This window comes from Kribbella rubisoli, from assembly GCF_004217145.1.
GTDB classification, from domain to species: Bacteria; Actinomycetota; Actinomycetes; order Propionibacteriales; family Kribbellaceae; genus Kribbella; species Kribbella rubisoli.
Map to the genome: position 1 here is coordinate 2,104,014 of NZ_SHKR01000011.1, position 15,572 is coordinate 2,119,585.

General features: G+C 68.1%; 19 protein-coding genes. 7 read left to right on the forward strand and 12 right to left on the reverse strand.

Features of this window, described 5'->3' with window-relative positions:
* Position 1: 1 nt before the first annotated feature.
* The 3 genes from EV645_RS13100 to EV645_RS13110 all read right to left on the reverse strand — a co-directional run bounded on the left by EV645_RS13100 (position 2) and on the right by EV645_RS13110 (position 2,819).
* On the reverse strand, positions 2-1,021 hold the full coding sequence (locus tag EV645_RS13100) for an LLM class flavin-dependent oxidoreductase (RefSeq protein WP_242000358.1): 1,020 nt from the start codon (positions 1,019-1,021) through the stop codon (positions 2-4).
* 127 nt (positions 1,022-1,148) lie between these two features.
* Positions 1,149-1,676 (reverse strand): NADPH-dependent FMN reductase, encoded by a 528-nt coding sequence (locus EV645_RS13105; RefSeq protein WP_130443032.1) that lies wholly within the window; start codon positions 1,674-1,676, stop codon positions 1,149-1,151.
* A 45-nt stretch (positions 1,677-1,721) separates the two neighbouring features.
* Positions 1,722-2,819 carry a M4 family metallopeptidase gene (locus EV645_RS13110; RefSeq protein ID WP_130443034.1) on the reverse strand — a complete coding sequence of 366 codons (1,098 nt, stop codon included), beginning with the start codon at positions 2,817-2,819 and terminating at the stop codon, positions 1,722-1,724.
* Positions 2,820-2,943: 124 nt separating this feature from the next.
* Here EV645_RS13110 and EV645_RS13115 point away from each other — a divergent pair, with 124 nt between their 5' ends.
* A complete protein-coding gene (locus EV645_RS13115; protein WP_130443036.1) occupies positions 2,944-5,181 on the forward strand; it encodes a HelD family protein in 2,238 nt (745 codons plus the stop codon).
* Here the strand turns inward: EV645_RS13115 and EV645_RS13120 are convergent.
* Together EV645_RS13120 and EV645_RS13125 are read right to left on the reverse strand one after the other, a co-directional pair.
* Positions 5,164-5,358: a DUF5808 domain-containing protein gene (locus tag EV645_RS13120; RefSeq protein WP_130443038.1), complete on the reverse strand. Its 195-nt coding sequence runs from the start codon at positions 5,356-5,358 to the stop codon at positions 5,164-5,166. The two genes, EV645_RS13115 and EV645_RS13120, sit on opposite strands and share 18 nt — an antisense overlap.
* Before the next feature lie 18 nt (positions 5,359-5,376).
* Positions 5,377-5,952 carry a hypothetical protein gene (locus EV645_RS13125; protein WP_130443040.1) on the reverse strand — a complete coding sequence of 192 codons (576 nt, stop codon included), beginning with the start codon at positions 5,950-5,952 and terminating at the stop codon, positions 5,377-5,379.
* 211 nt (positions 5,953-6,163) lie between these two features.
* Here EV645_RS13125 and EV645_RS13130 point away from each other — a divergent pair, with 211 nt between their 5' ends.
* Positions 6,164-6,835 carry an excalibur calcium-binding domain-containing protein gene (locus EV645_RS13130; protein WP_130443042.1) on the forward strand — a complete coding sequence of 224 codons (672 nt, stop codon included), beginning with the start codon at positions 6,164-6,166 and terminating at the stop codon, positions 6,833-6,835.
* Positions 6,836-7,122: 287 nt separating this feature from the next.
* Positions 7,123-7,629 (forward strand): M23 family metallopeptidase, encoded by a 507-nt coding sequence (locus EV645_RS13135; RefSeq protein WP_198681566.1) that lies wholly within the window; start codon positions 7,123-7,125, stop codon positions 7,627-7,629.
* 1 nt (position 7,630) lies between these two features.
* On the opposite strand, the gene EV645_RS13140 is transcribed toward EV645_RS13135, so the two are convergent.
* Complete coding sequence (locus EV645_RS13140) at positions 7,631-8,080, reverse strand: YdeI/OmpD-associated family protein (protein ID WP_130443044.1); 450 nt, start codon at positions 8,078-8,080, stop codon at positions 7,631-7,633.
* A 92-nt stretch (positions 8,081-8,172) separates the two neighbouring features.
* On the opposite strand from EV645_RS13140, the gene EV645_RS13145 reads away from it, so the two are divergent.
* The gene (locus tag EV645_RS13145; protein WP_242000359.1) at positions 8,173-8,529 is read left to right on the forward strand and encodes a VOC family protein; all 357 of its coding nucleotides are present in this window, start codon (positions 8,173-8,175) and stop codon (positions 8,527-8,529) included.
* A gap of 235 nt (positions 8,530-8,764) precedes the next feature.
* Here the strand turns inward: EV645_RS13145 and EV645_RS13150 are convergent, their stop codons facing one another.
* Positions 8,765-8,995, reverse strand: coding sequence for a hypothetical protein (locus tag EV645_RS13150; protein WP_130443046.1), 231 nt, complete (start codon positions 8,993-8,995; stop codon positions 8,765-8,767).
* Between the two features lie 193 nt (positions 8,996-9,188).
* On the reverse strand, positions 9,189-9,953 hold the full coding sequence (locus tag EV645_RS13155; protein WP_130443048.1) for an SDR family NAD(P)-dependent oxidoreductase: 765 nt from the start codon (positions 9,951-9,953) through the stop codon (positions 9,189-9,191).
* 94 nt (positions 9,954-10,047) lie between these two features.
* Between EV645_RS13155 and EV645_RS13160 the strand changes: the two genes are divergently transcribed.
* Both EV645_RS13160 and EV645_RS13165 read left to right on the forward strand, forming a co-directional pair.
* Positions 10,048-10,665: a MarR family transcriptional regulator gene (locus EV645_RS13160; RefSeq protein ID WP_242000360.1), complete on the forward strand. Its 618-nt coding sequence runs from the start codon at positions 10,048-10,050 to the stop codon at positions 10,663-10,665.
* A 62-nt stretch (positions 10,666-10,727) separates the two neighbouring features.
* Positions 10,728-11,093 (forward strand): VOC family protein, encoded by a 366-nt coding sequence (locus tag EV645_RS13165; protein WP_130443050.1) that lies wholly within the window; start codon positions 10,728-10,730, stop codon positions 11,091-11,093.
* Positions 11,094-11,181: 88 nt separating this feature from the next.
* Here EV645_RS13165 and EV645_RS13170 read toward each other — a convergent pair whose 3' ends face one another.
* Positions 11,182-12,000 carry a DUF3152 domain-containing protein gene (locus EV645_RS13170; RefSeq protein WP_242000361.1) on the reverse strand — a complete coding sequence of 273 codons (819 nt, stop codon included), beginning with the start codon at positions 11,998-12,000 and terminating at the stop codon, positions 11,182-11,184.
* Between the two features lie 92 nt (positions 12,001-12,092).
* Positions 12,093-12,569 (reverse strand): GNAT family N-acetyltransferase, encoded by a 477-nt coding sequence (locus EV645_RS13175; RefSeq protein ID WP_130443052.1) that lies wholly within the window; start codon positions 12,567-12,569, stop codon positions 12,093-12,095.
* A 48-nt stretch (positions 12,570-12,617) separates the two neighbouring features.
* Here EV645_RS13175 and EV645_RS13180 point away from each other — a divergent pair, with 48 nt between their 5' ends.
* Positions 12,618-14,153: an LCP family glycopolymer transferase gene (locus tag EV645_RS13180; protein WP_130443054.1), complete on the forward strand. Its 1,536-nt coding sequence runs from the start codon at positions 12,618-12,620 to the stop codon at positions 14,151-14,153.
* An 11-nt stretch (positions 14,154-14,164) separates the two neighbouring features.
* Here EV645_RS13180 and EV645_RS13185 read toward each other — a convergent pair whose 3' ends face one another.
* Entirely contained in the window at positions 14,165-14,872 is a 708-nt protein-coding gene (locus EV645_RS13185; protein ID WP_130443056.1) for a VOC family protein, read from the reverse strand.
* A 64-nt stretch (positions 14,873-14,936) separates the two neighbouring features.
* The gene (locus tag EV645_RS13190) at positions 14,937-15,515 is read right to left on the reverse strand and encodes a TetR/AcrR family transcriptional regulator (protein WP_130443058.1); all 579 of its coding nucleotides are present in this window, start codon (positions 15,513-15,515) and stop codon (positions 14,937-14,939) included.
* Positions 15,516-15,572: the final 57 nt, after the last annotated feature.

Consider the following 15,572-nt stretch of genomic DNA (forward strand, 5'->3'; position numbering starts at 1 on the left):
TTCAGCGCGGTTTCAGACCCCAGGCCTGTGCGAGGAGCTGGTACGAGCGGCGGCGTTCGGCCGGGTCGTGGATGTTCGTAGTGATGATGAGCTCGTCGGCGCCGGCCTTGCCGGCGCGACGGAGCAGGTCGGCTGCCACCTGGTCGGGCGTGCCGACGGACACCAGTCCGGCCCACTCCTCGACCGCGGCCTCTTCCGCCTCGGACCACGGGTAGTCGGCGGCTTCCTCGGGGGAAGGCAGCGGGCCCGGGCGGCCGGAGCGGAGGCGGAGCATGGACAGCGCGTTCGCGCGGGCCAACGCCTGGGCGCGTTCCTCGGTCTCGGCGACGATCGCGGCGAGCGCGAGCATCGCCCGCGGCTCACCGTCGTTCTCGAAGCGCTGGAAGTTCTCCTTGTACGCCGAGATGACGCCGGCCGGATCGAGCGTGCCGAAGTGCCCGGCGTAGGCGAATCCCGTGCCGAGCGCGGCCGCCGCCTGACCGCCGTACGTGCTGGAGCCGAGGATCCACACCGGCGGGAGCGGCACATCGTCCGGCTGGGCGCTGATCGGCTCGAACGGATGCCCGGCCGGGAAGCCCTCGACGTACGCGCGGAGTTCGGCGTACTGCTCGGTGAAGTCGTCGGCGCCGAGGGCCTCGCGGCTCCGGCGCAGGGCGAGCGCGGTGCGTTGGTCGGTGCCCGGCGCGCGGCCGATGCCGAGGTCGATGCGGTCCGGGTACAGGCCGCCGAGGACGCGGAACGACTCCGCGACCTTCAACGGCGAGTGGTTCGGCAGCATGATCCCGCCGGAGCCGACGCGGATGCTCGACGTGGCGGCAGCGACTGCCGCAATCATGATCTCGGGGCTCGTGCTCACCACGCTGCGGATGTTGTGATGCTCCGCCAGCCAGTAGCGGTAGTACCCGGCCGCCTCCGCGGTACGGGCCAACTCGAGCGTCTCGTGCAGCGCCTCCGACGGCCGCGTGCCTGTCGGCACCGGCGAGAGGTCGAGCACGGACAGGGGCATCGGTTCGGCGCTCACGCAGAATGGCAACCGCCGCTACGCGCGAGCTATTCCTCGGATCCCCAGCCCATCACAATCCACCACGGCAGCCTCGGCTGAGCGTGCAGCGGCCGCCGCGCCGCGATTGTGATGGGCTGGGGATCCGCTACCCGGGGTACGGCGTAGCCGACCGCGCGTCGCGCAGGGATCGAGCCCACCACGCGAGCTGCCGGAGCATCGCCGCAGCGGCCGCCGAGGTAGTGGGGTCGGTCGGCTCGCCGTCAGCGGTGAAGTCTTCGTCGCGGAATCCGAGGCTGTCGCGGATCGTCACCGCGTGCAGCTCACCGAAGACCAGCCTCAGTTGCTCCGCGGCCCGCAGTCCGCCCGACCGTCCGCCGTACACGACGAACCCGACGGGCTTCGCGTACCAAGGACGACGGACAGCGTCGATCGCCGTCTTCACGTCGCCCGGGTACGCGTGGTTGTACTCAGCCGTGACGATCATGACCGCGTCCGCGTCCCCGATCCGCCGCGGCAGCTCCCCCAACGACACCACGCTCAGATCGATGAGGTCGAGCTTGAACTCCTCGGCCCGCTCAACCTCCCGCGCGAACCACCGCGTGACCGCAGTACCGAAACGTCCGCTGTCGAGATTGCGCGTCAGCACGACGAGCCGCAGCGGATGAACAGTCACCCGAAGGACGCTAATACCTCAACAAGACTTGAGGTCAAACCTGTCTCATTCATCTGCCGGCGGCAGTGACGGCGGGGCGGAGGGCTCGAGGGAGGACTTCGCGGCGTTCATCAGCGAGGTCTCGTCGCCGAGGACGCCGACGGTTTGCCAGGCCTTCGTGACGGCGGCCAGCTGGGCGGAGTCGTCGCCGTAGACGCGCTGGGCAGTGGCTTGCGTGGCTTCGGCGAAATCCTTGAAGGTGGCCGACTCGGCGAGGTTGCCCGAGGTCAGCGTGCCGTACCAGATCTTGCCTGCGTCGTCGTACGCGTTGCCGCCGAGCTCGGCAGCGACCAGGTAGAACGCGCGGTTCGGGATGCCCGAGTTGATGTGTACGCCGCCGTTGTCGTCCTCGGTGTCGACGTACCCCGACATGTCGGCCGGCTGCGGATCCCGCCCCAGCCGCGGGTCGTCGTACGCCGTGCCGGGCGCCTTCATCGACCGCAGCGCGACACCCTGGACGCCCGGCAGCAGCAGCCCCGCGCCGATCAGCCAGTCGGCATCGGCCGCGCTCTGCCCCATCGCGTACTGCTTGGCGAGCGATCCGAACACGTCCGAGATGCTCTCGTTCAGCGCGCCCGACTGGCCGTCGTAGGCGAGGTTCGCCGTGTATTGCGTGACGCCGTGGGTCAGCTCGTGCCCGGTCACGTCGATCGACGACGTGAAGTTGCCGAACACCTCGCCGTCCCCGTCGCCGAACACCATCTGCGCGCCGTCCCAGAAGGCGTTCGCGTACCCGCGGTCGTAGTGCACCGTCGAGGTCAGCACGAGGCCGGCGTCGTCGATCGAGTCCCGCCCGAAGCACTCCTTGTACAGCGTCCAGGTCGCGCCGGTGCCGTCGTACGCCTCGTTCACCGCCTGGTCCTGGACCGGATCGTCGCCCTCGGCGCGGGCGAGCGTGCCGGGCAGGTCGGTGCCGTTCCCGGCGTCGTACACCTCGCGCTGCCGGCCGCCCGCTGCCGACGCGGTCTCGCGGCCGGCGGCGGGGCGCGATCGCAGTACGGCGTCATGCTGCAACGACTGCCGGTACCGGGCGCGGAGACTGGGGTCGCTCGCGGACCGCTCGAGCTGCTCGAGCAGGTACGGCGGGATGATCGAGTGGAACACCACTACAGGAAAACCCCGGAAAGGGATAAACTCAAGGATTTGTGGCTGCCGCGCGCGTCATTTCCTGAACGACTGAAATGCGGTCCGAAACCAACGGGACGTATTTTAACACAAGGGGTTTGAATTGCCGAATCCGGTCGATGCCGAACAGGCTCACCTGACCACGTTCTACGCCGCGCTCGACAACGAGCGCGAGCGCACAGATGCCCGGACCGACGACGAGCAACTGGTCCATACCCGCAACGCGCAGGCCCTGCACCAGCGCGACGGCCGCATCCGTGACCTCAAGCTCCGGCATGCCCGGCTGAACGCCGCCGAGGAGGGCCTGTACTTCGGCCGCCTCGACACCGCCGACGGCGAGATCCTGCACATCGGCCGGATCGGCCTGCACGACGCGGACTACGAGCCCTTGCTGGTCGACTGGCGTGCCCCGGCAGCGCGGCCGTTCTACATCGCGACCGCGGTGGCGAACCACGACGTCGTCCGCCGCCGGCACATCCAGACCCGGTTGCGCCGCGTGATCGACGTGCAGGACGAGCAGCTCGATCTCGGTCGCGAGGCGGCCGACCCGTCCAAGCCCGGCACCGGCGTGATCGGCGAGGCCGTGCTGATGAAGGCGCTCGAGGCGCGGCGGACCGGCCGGATGGAGTCGATCGTCCAGACCATCCAGGCCGACCAGGACCGGATCATCCGTTCCGAACTGCCCGGAATCCTTGTCGTTCAGGGCGGTCCCGGCACCGGAAAGACCGCGATCGCGCTGCACCGGGCGGCATTTCTTCTGTATACGCATCGCGAGCAGCTGGAAAAGCGCGGAATTCTCGTCGTCGGGCCGAATGCGGCGTTCCTGCGGTTCATCGGTCAGGTGCTGCCGTCGCTCGGTGAGGACGGCGTTCGGCTGGTCACGATCGCCGAGCTGTTCCCCGGGCTGAACGCGACGCGGCCGGAGCCGCCGGAGAGCGCCGAGGTGAAGGGGCGGACGGTGATGGCCGAGGTGATCGCGAAGGCGGTCGTCGATCGGCAGTGGATCCCGCAGGAGCCGGTCCGGGTCACGGTGGAGCGGACCGAGCTCACGCTCGACCCGTCGGTGTGCGCGCAGACGCATGCGCGGGTGCGCAACCGCGGTCTGACGCACAACCAGGCGCGGCCGTTCATCCTCAACGAGTTCACGGACTACCTCACGAACCAGTACGCCGAGCTGATCGGCACGGATCCACTCGACGGTGAGCAGTTGCTGGATGAGTACGACCTGGCCGAGCTGCGCAAGGAGGTGCTTGCCGAGCCCGCCGTACAGGCTCTGTTGGAGCAGCTGTGGCCGTTGCTCGGTCCGCAGAAGCTGCTCGAGGATCTGTACAGCGACGAGGCCCGGCTGGCGTCGGCGGCACCGCAGCTCTCCGAGCTGGATCGTGAACATTTGTTGAGGTACGGCGACGACTGGTCGCCGGCCGACGTACCGCTGCTCGATGAGGCGGCAGAGCTGCTCGGCGATGACGGCACTGAGGCGGCGCGGGAGCGGGCGGCGCGGGCGCGGGCAATCGCTTATGCACAAGGGGCTTTGGACGTGCTGAGCGGTTCGGGGTCGACCGACTGGGACGAGGACGACGAGGCGGAGATCCTCACTGCGAAGGACCTGCTGGACGCGGAGACGTTCGCCGAGCGGTACGAGGCGGACGACGATCGGACGCTGGCCGATCGGGCCGGGGCGGATCGGCGGTGGACGTACGGTCACGTGATCGTCGACGAGGCGCAGGAGTTGTCGCCGATGGCGTGGCGTGCGATCGCGCGGCGATGCCCGTTGCGGTCGATGACTGTGGTCGGTGATGTTGCACAGACGAGCTCGATCGGCGGCGGGACTTCGTGGGCGAGTGCGCTGGGCGAGACGTTCGGCGATCGCTGGCGGTTGGCCGAGCTGACGCTGAACTACCGCACACCCGCCGAGGTGATGGAGCTGGCCAACGACGTACTGCGTGAGGTCGACCCGTCGGCGCGGGCGCCGCAATCGGTCCGGTCCACCGGGGTGAAGCCGTGGCACGCCGACGTGCCGGCCGCCGAACAGGCGCTGTACGTGTACAAGATGGCAGCCGAGGAGACGGCGTACGGCGAGGTCGGCGTCATCACCTCGCGCAACCGCCTCGAGCTCATCCAGGAAGCAGTCGACGGCCTGGCCGGCGTAACGGTCCTCACCGCACGCGAGGCGAAGGGCCTCGAGTTCGACTCGGTCCTCGTCGTCGACCCCGACGGCATCGTCATCGAGTCCCCCCGCGGCCTTCGGGACCTCTACGTCGCCCTGACCCGCTGCACCCAACGCCTGGGCGTGATCGGAGACCTGCCGGAGGTGCTCCGCGACTCACTCGCTTGGGGGTGAACTCTTCCCGTGCCGGCCGAAGAGCCGCGCGAAGTTGAGGTCGAAGCCCCAGCCGAGCGCCTTCGGCGTGAAGAACCGCGGGTCGTCGGGATTCCACCAACGGGATTTGAGCCGCTCTCCGGTGAGGGGCCGCCAGTCGTACGGGATGCCAAGAAACTTGCCGGTCTTACTACCCATACTTCGACGGTACCTCGGTCAGTGATCCGCGCAGCAGTTCTGCTGGTGCTGGAGTTCGAAGGGGATGAGGAGGAGGTTGTCGGCGGCGGGCCGGACCTGGAGGACCAGGCGGCCGTCGCGGCGTACCGGGCGGAGGAAGTCGAGGGTGTCGACCAACGTGTCGTCCTCGACGGGTACGCCGCCGATGCCTTCCAGTTGATCGATACCGCAGCGGGCGCAGAGTTCGCCGGCCGGCAGTACACCGTGCGCCTGCTCCTGACCGGGCCAGGCGACCACGCGGCCCGTCGTACCGAGAGCCGCTTCGACCGCGGCGACGTACGCACCGCGGACCAACCGGCTCGGACCGGCGAGCTCCGGCTCGGACGCGCCGGCCCTGGTGACCGCCAGGCCAACGTTGCGCTCGGCAACTAACTCCCGGATCGGGTCCGCGAGATCGGCCGCACTGGTGAGCGACACCGCGATGTGCGGACGGTCGTCGCTCGACACCAGGTGGGTGAGGGCGACGACCGGCTGATCCACGGCGTCGATCAGCTCGTACAGCAGGTGGTCGGCAGCCGCCGTGTCGTTGCTGTCGGCATCGATCGCGATGATCACAACTGGTTCCTTACTCGGGCAGGACGTCGGCGCGACCCGGCGGGTGGACAACCTCGAACGTACCGCGCGCACCCGGCCGATCCCACTACTTGACGACCTCGGTCTCCGGCGCGATCATCACCCGTTTGCATGACCACCAGATGAACAGCAGTCCGCGCCGACCTGTAGACAACGCAAAGTGACGACGCTTCAATGGCTTGCGGGGGGAATCATGAATGGAGAACCGTATACACGCACGCATTGTCACCGGCGGGACGAGCGCGGTAACGCGACGCTGGCAGCCCTGGGAGGGGTGGCGGTCGGCGTCATCCTGGTGCTGCTGACCTGGCTCGTCGTTCTGATGACGAAGGACGATCCAGCACCGCGAGCGGCGGACACCTCGCCCTCGACAGCGGTCGCGGCCTCGGCGCCGGCCGCGTCGGCGCCGGCGTCGGTGGTCACGAAGACCGTCGTACCGAAGCCCACCGTGAAGGGTACGTCGAACTCGGCGCCGGCGGTCGGGGATGTCCGGTCGCTGCCGGCCGGACTGTTCTGCCGCGATCTGAACGCCAAGGGATACAGCTATGTCGCGGCGATCGACTACTGGCGACTGCACGGGCAACCGAACCAGATGGATGCCGACCGCAACGGAATCCCGTGCGAGACCGTCTATCCGCGTAGCGATGTCGCCGCCTACTGGAACGGCCGCGAGATCAGCGGCGTCGTGTTCTGGTCGGCCGGCTTGTACTGCCGGGACCTGGCCGCGCGAGGGGCTTCGTACGCCGAGGCTGTCCGATATTGGTGGTACTACGGCATGCCGGATCGCATGGACGCGGACAAGAACGGGATACCGTGTGAAACCGTGTACTCGTCTGCAGCAGTCAACGCGTTCTGGCATCCGTGACGCGGCGCCTCTGGGCGGTCTTTCTCGCAGCGCTGGTGGTTGTCGCCGGCGGTGGGTTGTTCGCGCTGTCCGCAGCCGGTGTCTTCAACCGCACCCAACCGACCGCCGAGCCCACACCACAGCCGACGTCAGACACACCTGTGCCGACAAGCACACCGCAACTGACAATCACCACGACACCACCGACTACATCGACCACACCGACTACACCGACTACACCGGCGCGCCCAGCCACTAAGCCACGCCCAAGCAACCCCACTCACTCGACTCCGCGGTACGTATTTCCTGTGGGTGGATGCCGCGCGGACGCCTCGCAAAGTCACCACGACTACCCGGCTTCCGACATCTTCGCGAACGTAGGCTGCCTGTTCGTCGCGCCCATCGACGGCCGTGTCGACGAGGTATCGCGCGTAGACACCTGGGACCCGAAAACCAACCGAGGACCCGACCGCGGCGGGCTCTCAGTATCGATCGTGGGCGTAGACGGAGTCAGGTACTACGGCTCCCACCTGTCAGCGATCGCCCCTGGAATCCGCCCCGGCGTCACGGTCCACGCCGGCCAAACCCTAGGCCGCACAGGAAAAACAGGCAGCGCGCGCGTCACCCCGCCGCACCTGCACTTCGGTATCAGCTGGCCGACGAAACCCAACACCTGGTGGATCCGCCGCGGCGCAGTCGCCCCGCAGCAGTTCCTCAACAGCTGGCACCACGGCGGGCAACTCTCACCTGTCAGCACAGTCGCCAAAACACATCGTGCGTACGGCGCCGACAACGGCTGCCGCGAGTACTGCTAAGTCAGCGCGCGCGCCCGTCGCGGAGTGCCGCAATCGACTTCTCGATCCGGCGGTCGCGGGTGGCGTCGGTCTTCGCCGATGTCACCTGCAGCACGTGCCACTGCCGGTTGCTGTAACTCAACGTCTCCCAGAACTCCTGAGCCTGACTATCCGCCGCCAGCGCAGCGGCCAACGGCTCCGGCACCTCGAGCTCCCGCGGAGCCGTGTCGAGCTCGACGTCGACCTCGAGCACCTCGCCGGCCGTGACCCCAGCTTCGGTACGCCGCTCCGCGCTGAAGCCGAGCAGGTACCGCCCGCCCATCCGCGCGATCGAGGTCCGGAACGTGAACCCGTTGACGGTGACGCTGACCTTCGGCCGGCCGCCACCGCCGAGCGACTCGACGACGCTGTCGGGGACCTCGAAGCCGGCCGTGTTCTTCCCGGTGGAGAGCAGTTCGGCGGTGAACTTCATCTGATCATCATCGGAGTCGATCAGGTCATGTCGAGAGCGACGCGCTGGTTCCGACGTACCGGGTGACAGAGATCGTCGCAAAGGGAGAAATCGTGATTCTGAACAGCATGTTGATCGGCAGCACCGACGCCGAGCGGCTGAAGGCCTGGTACCGCGACGGGTTCCAGGCGGAGGTCGACCGCTACGGGAACCTGGACCTCGGCGGATTCGGGCTGGTGATCGAGCAGCGCGACGACGTCGCCGTGAAGACCGCCGAGCCGGGTCGGCACATCGTGAACTTCGGCGTCGAGGACATCGAGGCGGCGGCCGCGCACCTGCGCACGCTCGACGTCGAGTGGCTGGTGCATCCGGAGGACCGCGGGGTCGGCTGGTTCGCGACGCTGATCGACCCCGACGGCAACTACGTCCAGCTCATCCAGATGAAACCCGAGTATTACGGAGGAAAATAAGTTCGCACCGGACCTGGGGGATCCGGTGCGAACGATGAGGTTTATTCAGTTGTCTCAGGCGCAATGTGTGCAGAGGAGAAATGGCGGCAAGCGAGGGGCAGAACGCCCACGCTCGCTTGCCGCCCAATCACCGGTGCCTTTGTGTGATCGAGGTGAGGTTCTCGACCTGGGCCACGTTCCGGGTGGGTTGTCTGGTGAGATACGGAACGCGAAAGACGCCGGATGCTTTTCTATCTCATCGGGGTGCTACATCCCACATGCGCTCGCCGGGCAGGGGGTCGGGGAGCTTGTCGACGGCCGGCATCGGGTCGTTGGTGACCCGGAGTCCGGCGAACCGACGGCTCATGGCGTCTGCATACCGCTCGGCCAACGCCGGCTCGGCGTTGTAGTCGGCGATGACGTGCTCACCGAACCAGACACGGACGCGTCGGCGCTCAATCGTCTGGATGGCGGTGGCGGTTGTCACTGGTCCTCCTGGCTGATACTTCGAGGGCTGTACGGCCTGGAAAACGCGGGCGAGCGCGGTGTCGGTGCGCCGTGTTGTGTTCACCGTCACGTCAGATCCAACGGAGTACGGCGAGCCGAGGTCACGCCCGAATTCAGAAATTCCCAGCTTTTTCGGAACCGGCCGGAACCCAATTCTTCGCCGGTATGTTCGATTACCCGAACGGACCCCGTACCGAGACGCCGCCGTCCAGCACGATCTGCTGTCCGGTGATGTACGACGACGCACCCGACGCCAGGTAGACGACGGCCTGGGCCACCTCTTCGGAGCGACCGAACCGCCCGGCCGGGATCTCCTCGACGACCTCGGCGTCGACGTTCGCGTTGGCGACCGCGGTGGCGATCGCGCCGGCCGCGGCGACGTTCATCCGGATGCCGTCGCGGGCGTACTCCGCGGCGACCGTCCGGGCGAGGCTCAGGATGCCCGCCTTCATCACGCCGTACGCCGCCTGCTCGGGCGCCGCCATGAAGCCGGTGACCGAGCCGACGCTGACGATCGTCCCGCCGGTGCCCTGGTCCAGGAAGACGCGGAGCGCCGCCCGGACCGCGCGAGCGACGTACCGGAGGTTGACCTCGTAGATCGTGTCCCAGTCCTCGTCGGCCATCTCGTGCAGCTTCACCGCGGGCACGAACGCCACCTGTCCGCCGACGACGGTGACGAGTACGTCGAGCCCGCCGAGCTTCTCGACCGCGGCCGCGATCATCGCCTCGATGTCGGCCGCCGAGCGGACGTCGCCGGACACCGGGTACGCCGTACCGCCGCCGGCTCGCACCGCCTCGGCGGCCTCCTCGGCGCGCGACAGCTCGAGGTCCGCAACCACCACCGCCGCACCTTCGTTGCCGAAGGCCTCTGTCGTCGCGCGACCGATCCCGCCGCCACCGCCGCCGATCACCAGGGCTCGTTTTCCGTTCAGCTGCATGGGCGGAGAGTAAGCCAGGAAAGTCATGAGATTCATAGGGTTTCCTCAGGAAGGACACGCCGAAGCTGTCGGAACGGCTCCGTACGCTGGAGGCGTGACCATCGAAGACGCTGGAATCAGGCCACGAGGATCCGCCGACGAGCGGGTCGTGGCAAACGCCCTTGTGGTGCCGGAGCGGGTCATCGGCGGCGTCGTACCGTCACCCGTCCGGCCGGGGCCAACGGGGATCGCGGCTGTCCAGACAGAGCACCTGATCGGTGACATCGGCGACGCTCTCCGGCTGCTCGACGCGGTGGAGCGCGTCCGCGGCCACGCCCACCCACTGATCCTCGGCCTGCAGCAAATGGTCGGGATGAAGATGCCGGCCGCCCTCGTGCTGAATGCGGTCGCCAACGGCCGCACGACTCCGGACGAGGTCTCGCAGCAGGTCGGCATCACGCCCGGCGAGGCGGAGCTGGCGATCGTCGATCTGGAGGCGCTCGGCATGGTCCGGACCACGCCGGCGCTGGCCGTCACGGCGATGGGTCAGGCCCGGCTCTCGCAGCTCGACGGTCTCACCGTCCGCGTCCTCGATGTCATCACCGGCATCCTCGGCCCGACCGACGCCGCCCACCTGGTCCGCCTCCTGCACACCGTCGCCGACGGCCTCGAATCCGCCTCTGTCGCGGCTGCCGTCAACGACGCACTCCCGCAGGTCGTCTCGCACAACTAGTGTCGAAATCCCAGATCGGGTTTCGACGTAGCTGATGTCAGGCGATCAAGGGAGGACATCAGATGTTGCACGACAGCAAGGCGTTCAGTGGGTTCTCGGTGGACAACATCGAGAAGGCGAAGGCGTTCTATGCCGACACGCTGGGGATCGACGTCGGCGAGGAGAACGGGATGTTGCGCCTGAAGATCGCGGACAGCACCGCGATCCTGGTGTATCCGAAACCGAACCACGTGCCGGCGGAGTACACCGTGCTCAACTTCCCGGTCACCGATATCGAGGCGACCGCGCGCGAGCTGGCCGGCCGCGGCGTCACATTCGAGCACTACAACAACGAGCAGGACGAGTCCGGCATCTACCGCGGCGAGGGCCCGTTGATCGCCTGGTTCAAGGACCCGGCCGGCAACGTCCTCTCGATCATTCAGGTGTAGGTCGGGTCCGGTGATCCCGCGCCGTAGCGAGCAGGTGCTCGGTGCGGTGCCTCGGCGCGCGGCCGAGTGCCGCGCAGTAGGCGCGGGATCACCGGACCCGACCTCCAGGCACTGGGTCGTCGTACTGACCTAGCCTGCCCGAGTAGCGCGCGCCGTTCAGGTACGGCCAGGCGTACGCCGTACAGCCGTGCAGGCCGAGGGTCTGCTGCTGCATGACCGGGGCCGGCCGGCCCGGCCCCGGGCACAGCTCGTGGCCGTTGCCGAGCCGGTGACCGGTCTCGTGGTTGACCATGTACTGCCGGTACGTCGTCAGCGACGCACCGAAGTTCGGTACGCCGTGCGCCCAGCGCGCGACGTTGAGCACGACCGAGTCCCCGATCCGGCAGCTCGTGTACCGGTCCGGTCCCCCGCCGCAGATCACGTCCCGCGTCTGCGGCGTCACGAGCATCAACCTGAAGTCGGGCGTCGCCCCCGGCCCGACCTGCTCGAACCGCCACTTGCCCTGTGAAGCCCATCCCTGCGCGGCGCCGTACGTCGCCCGCACGAACTGCGCGAACGCCGTCTTGTCGACCCCGGTGATCCCGCCCTCGATCGCGATCTGGAACGTCATCAGCTTGCCGCCCCGCCCGATCACCGCGGGATTCGCGGGCAGTACGGCGTACGACTGCGATCCGGCGTTCGGGTACGAGATCACCTCGGCCGGCACCACCGGCTTCGTCGGACGGCGTGGCGGGACGGCAGGCGACTCCAAGGCCGGCGCGGTGGTCTGGACCGACGCGGGTACGACGTGCCGCCCGAGGTCGCCGTGGCGCGACAACGGGCTGGCGGGCAACTCGTACAGCACTCCGACCGCGACCACCGCCGCCGTCGCGAGCCCGATCGTCCTGACAACAGTCCAGCGGCGCATTCCGGTGAGCTCCTCACACCGCGCCCGGTCGGGCGCGTCCTCACTGTCTTCTTGCCACTGTGCCCACAAACCCTTCTCAACCCACGGCCGCGCTACCCCCTGGCGGTCCGGAGCTTCATCGACGGGTACTTCGCCTCGATGAAGCCGAGGTCGCGGTAGAGCTCGATGCCGTAGTCGGTCGCGTGCAGTTCGACCTGGCCGACGCCGGTCTCGTTCTCGAACCAGTCCATCAGCGCGACCACGCAGGCGCGAGCCAGACCGCGCCGGCGGAAGGCAGGCTCGGTGCTGACGTTGTACAAGTGGCCGCGGAGCGTCGTCGGGTCGTTCGGCCCCGGCGGGTGGACGAACACGTTGCCCGCGGCCCCTGCCACGACACCCGCGTCCGGGTCCTCGACGACGTAGGCCGCGAACGTGTCCGGTGACGCCAACTGTCCGGCGAACCAGTCGACGGCGGTCGCCTGCCAGGGCCCGTCGATGTCGTTGCCCATCGCAGCGAGCATCAGCCCACGTAAACGGACCAGGGACTCCGCGTCATCCGCGCCGGCTCGCCGTACCTGAATGTCACTCACGGGGACAATCCTGCCAACTTTTTGCCGAGTCAATGAATCGAAGGGGGCATGGCCCCGAGCAGAGCGCAGCGATCGTCGCGCAGCAGCCGAGCACGAAGAGTCAGACCGCGGCGACGCTCGGCGTTCTCGGCGCTGGCGATCGCCGTCCTCGGGGTCCTGCTCCCCGGTACGGCGTACCTGGTCGCCCGCCGGACCCGGCTCGGCGTGACGCTGGTCGTGGCGAGCCTCGCGCTGTACGGCGGAGCAGCGTACCTCGGCCTCGAGAAGCGGGATGCGGTCATCTCGTGGGCGCTGAATCCGAGCCTGCTGCTGTGGATGATCGCCGGGCTCGGCGCGATCGCGCTCGCCTGGATCGTCGTGCTGGTCACGTCGTACAAGATGCTCCGGCCGCTGACCGTGGGACCGGTGCCGCGGCTGGTCGGGTCGATGGTCATCGGCGTCGTCTGCTTCGCGATGACGGTGGGTACGGCGAGCGGCGCCCAGACACTGATGGCGCAGCGGAGCCTGGTGAAGAAGGTGTTCGCCGGCGGGGAGTCCAGGAGCATGACGCGGCCGACGGTCAGTGGCAACAAGAACCTCTGGGATCAGATCCCGCGGCTGAACGTGCTGTTACTCGGCGCCGACGACGGCGACGGCCGCCAAGGAACGCGGACCGACTCGGTGATGGTCGCGAGCATCGACACCAAGACCGGCAACACCTCGCTGATCTCACTGACCCGGAACTTCATGCGGATGCCGTTCCCGGCCGACTCACCGTTGCACAAGATCTACCCGACCGGGTTCTGGGACCCGAGCATCGATCCCAGCAAGGAGCAGTCGGAGTTCTACCTGGACGCGATGTACCGCAACATCCCGAAACAGCATCCCGGCATCCTCGGCCCGTCGGACAACGAGGGCGCGGACATCCTGAAGGTATCGGTCGGCGAGGCGCTCGGGCTGAAGATCCACTACTACGTGCAGGTCGACCTGGCCGGGTTCGCGCAGCTGGTCGAGGCGCTCGGCGGGATCACGGTGAACATCAACTACCCGGTCCCGGTCGGCGGCAGCGACGACGACAAGGTTCCGCCGAGCCGCTACCTCCAGCCCGGGCCGAACAAGCACCTGATGGGGACCGACGCGCTCTGGTTCGCCCGCGGCCGGTACCGCGTACCGACCGCCGACCTCGCCCGGCAGGCTCGCCAGCGCTGCGCGGTCAAGGCTCTCGTCGAACGCGCGACCCCACAAAACGTGCTCACCAACTTCGAGGCGGTCGCAGCGGCCGGCGAGAAGCTGGTCCGCACCGATATCCCGCAGAAGCTGCTGGGCGACTTCGTCAGCCTCGGCGAGCGGGTCAAGACCGCCAAGATCTCCAACATCGACCTGGACAAGAAGAAGAACTTCCCGAACGGCCGCAACCCGAACTACGCCGGCATGCGCGAGATCGTCGCGCAGGCGCTCAACCCGAAGCCCGCGACACCGCACACGCCCGCGACGACTAAACCCACGACCAGGCCCTCGACGGCGGCCCAGCCCCGCACCACCCCCAAGCCCGCAGCCGACGACCTGACCTCGGCCTGCGCCTACAACCCCGGTCCGCCTGGCTAGCCCGGCTGTGCTCAGTGTGCCGTCAGGACGCAGAACTCATTGCCGTCCGGGTCGGCCAGCTCGATCCCGTCGGTGTGTGCCTGACCGCTCTCGTGCCGCTTCGCGCCGAGGCCGATCAGCCGCTCGACCTCGGCCTCGGCATCGCCGGACGGCACGAGGTCGAGGTGCAGGCGGTTCTTGGGCGCTCTCGTGTTGTACGGCGGACCGCCCCAGCTGATCTTCGTCCCGCCCTGCGGGGACTGGATCGCGGTCTCCTCGTCCTCGTCCCAGACCAGCGGCCACTCGAGCGCCTTGCTCCAGAAGTACCCCACCGCCTGGCTGCCGTCGGACGTCAGACAACCGAGGACTCCGGTGTCGGCGAGGAAGTTGTTCCCCGGCTCGATCACACAGAACTCGTTGCCGTCGGGATCAGCCAGTACGACGTGTTCCTCCTCGGGCTTCTGCCCGATGTCGATGTGCCGACCGCCGAGCTCCAACGCGCGATCGACCATCGCCTGCTGCGCTTCGAGCGTCTGGCTGGGCAGGTCGAAGTGGATCTGGTTCGGCAGTTCCTTCTCGACGTCGCTCGGCAGGAACCGAACGATGAATCCGAGGTCGTTGTCCGGCAGCACGGAGGTCCCGTCCGCACCCAGCTCCCGGCCGAGCACCCCGGCCCAGAACCGCGCCAACCCCGCGGGATCCTTTGCGTCGAAGGACAGTGCATGGATCTGGACGCTCATCTCGGGTCTCCCATCCGCCGGAGGTACCACCGTATTTCGGGCGGAACGAACGCCGCAAAGAGATTTAGCCGACCGACGCCGCGGCAACCCTGGCGTGGTGATCCGCCGTAGCGCGGCTCATCGGCCGACGGAGCAGGACGAGTTGGTGGTAGAGCGGACCGATTGCAGTAAGCAGCAGCTGATGTGCGTCCACGGAGGCCGGGATTTCCCCGCGCGCGACGGCCCGCCGTACGACGATCGCCGTGCGTTCGTAGCGATCCAGCCAGAACTGCGTGAGCGCCTCGGCGGCTTCCGGCGTACGGAAGGAGGCTGCGATCATGGCCTGGGTGACCGACGGGCGGGCGGTCAGCGCGGCGTGCACCTCGCGGTTGACGGCGATCAGGTCCCCCTCGAGCGAACCGGTGTCGGCCGGCTCCCACGAGTCGTCGGCTCCGGCCTGCAGCAGATCGACGAGCAGGCCGGCGACGGTCTTCCAGCGGCGGTAGACCGTTGTGCGATGGACTCCGGAGCGTGCGGCGACCGCGTCGATCGTGAGTCCGTCGTACCCGTGCTCCGCGAGCTCGGCCTCGACGGCCGCGAGCACGTCGGACCGCACCCGGGCCGTCCGTCCACCCGGCCTGCTTGCGCGATCGGTCGTCTGCATGTCACCATCCTAACGCAACATTCGTCGCATTAGGGACACCGTTATCGATCAGAAGGA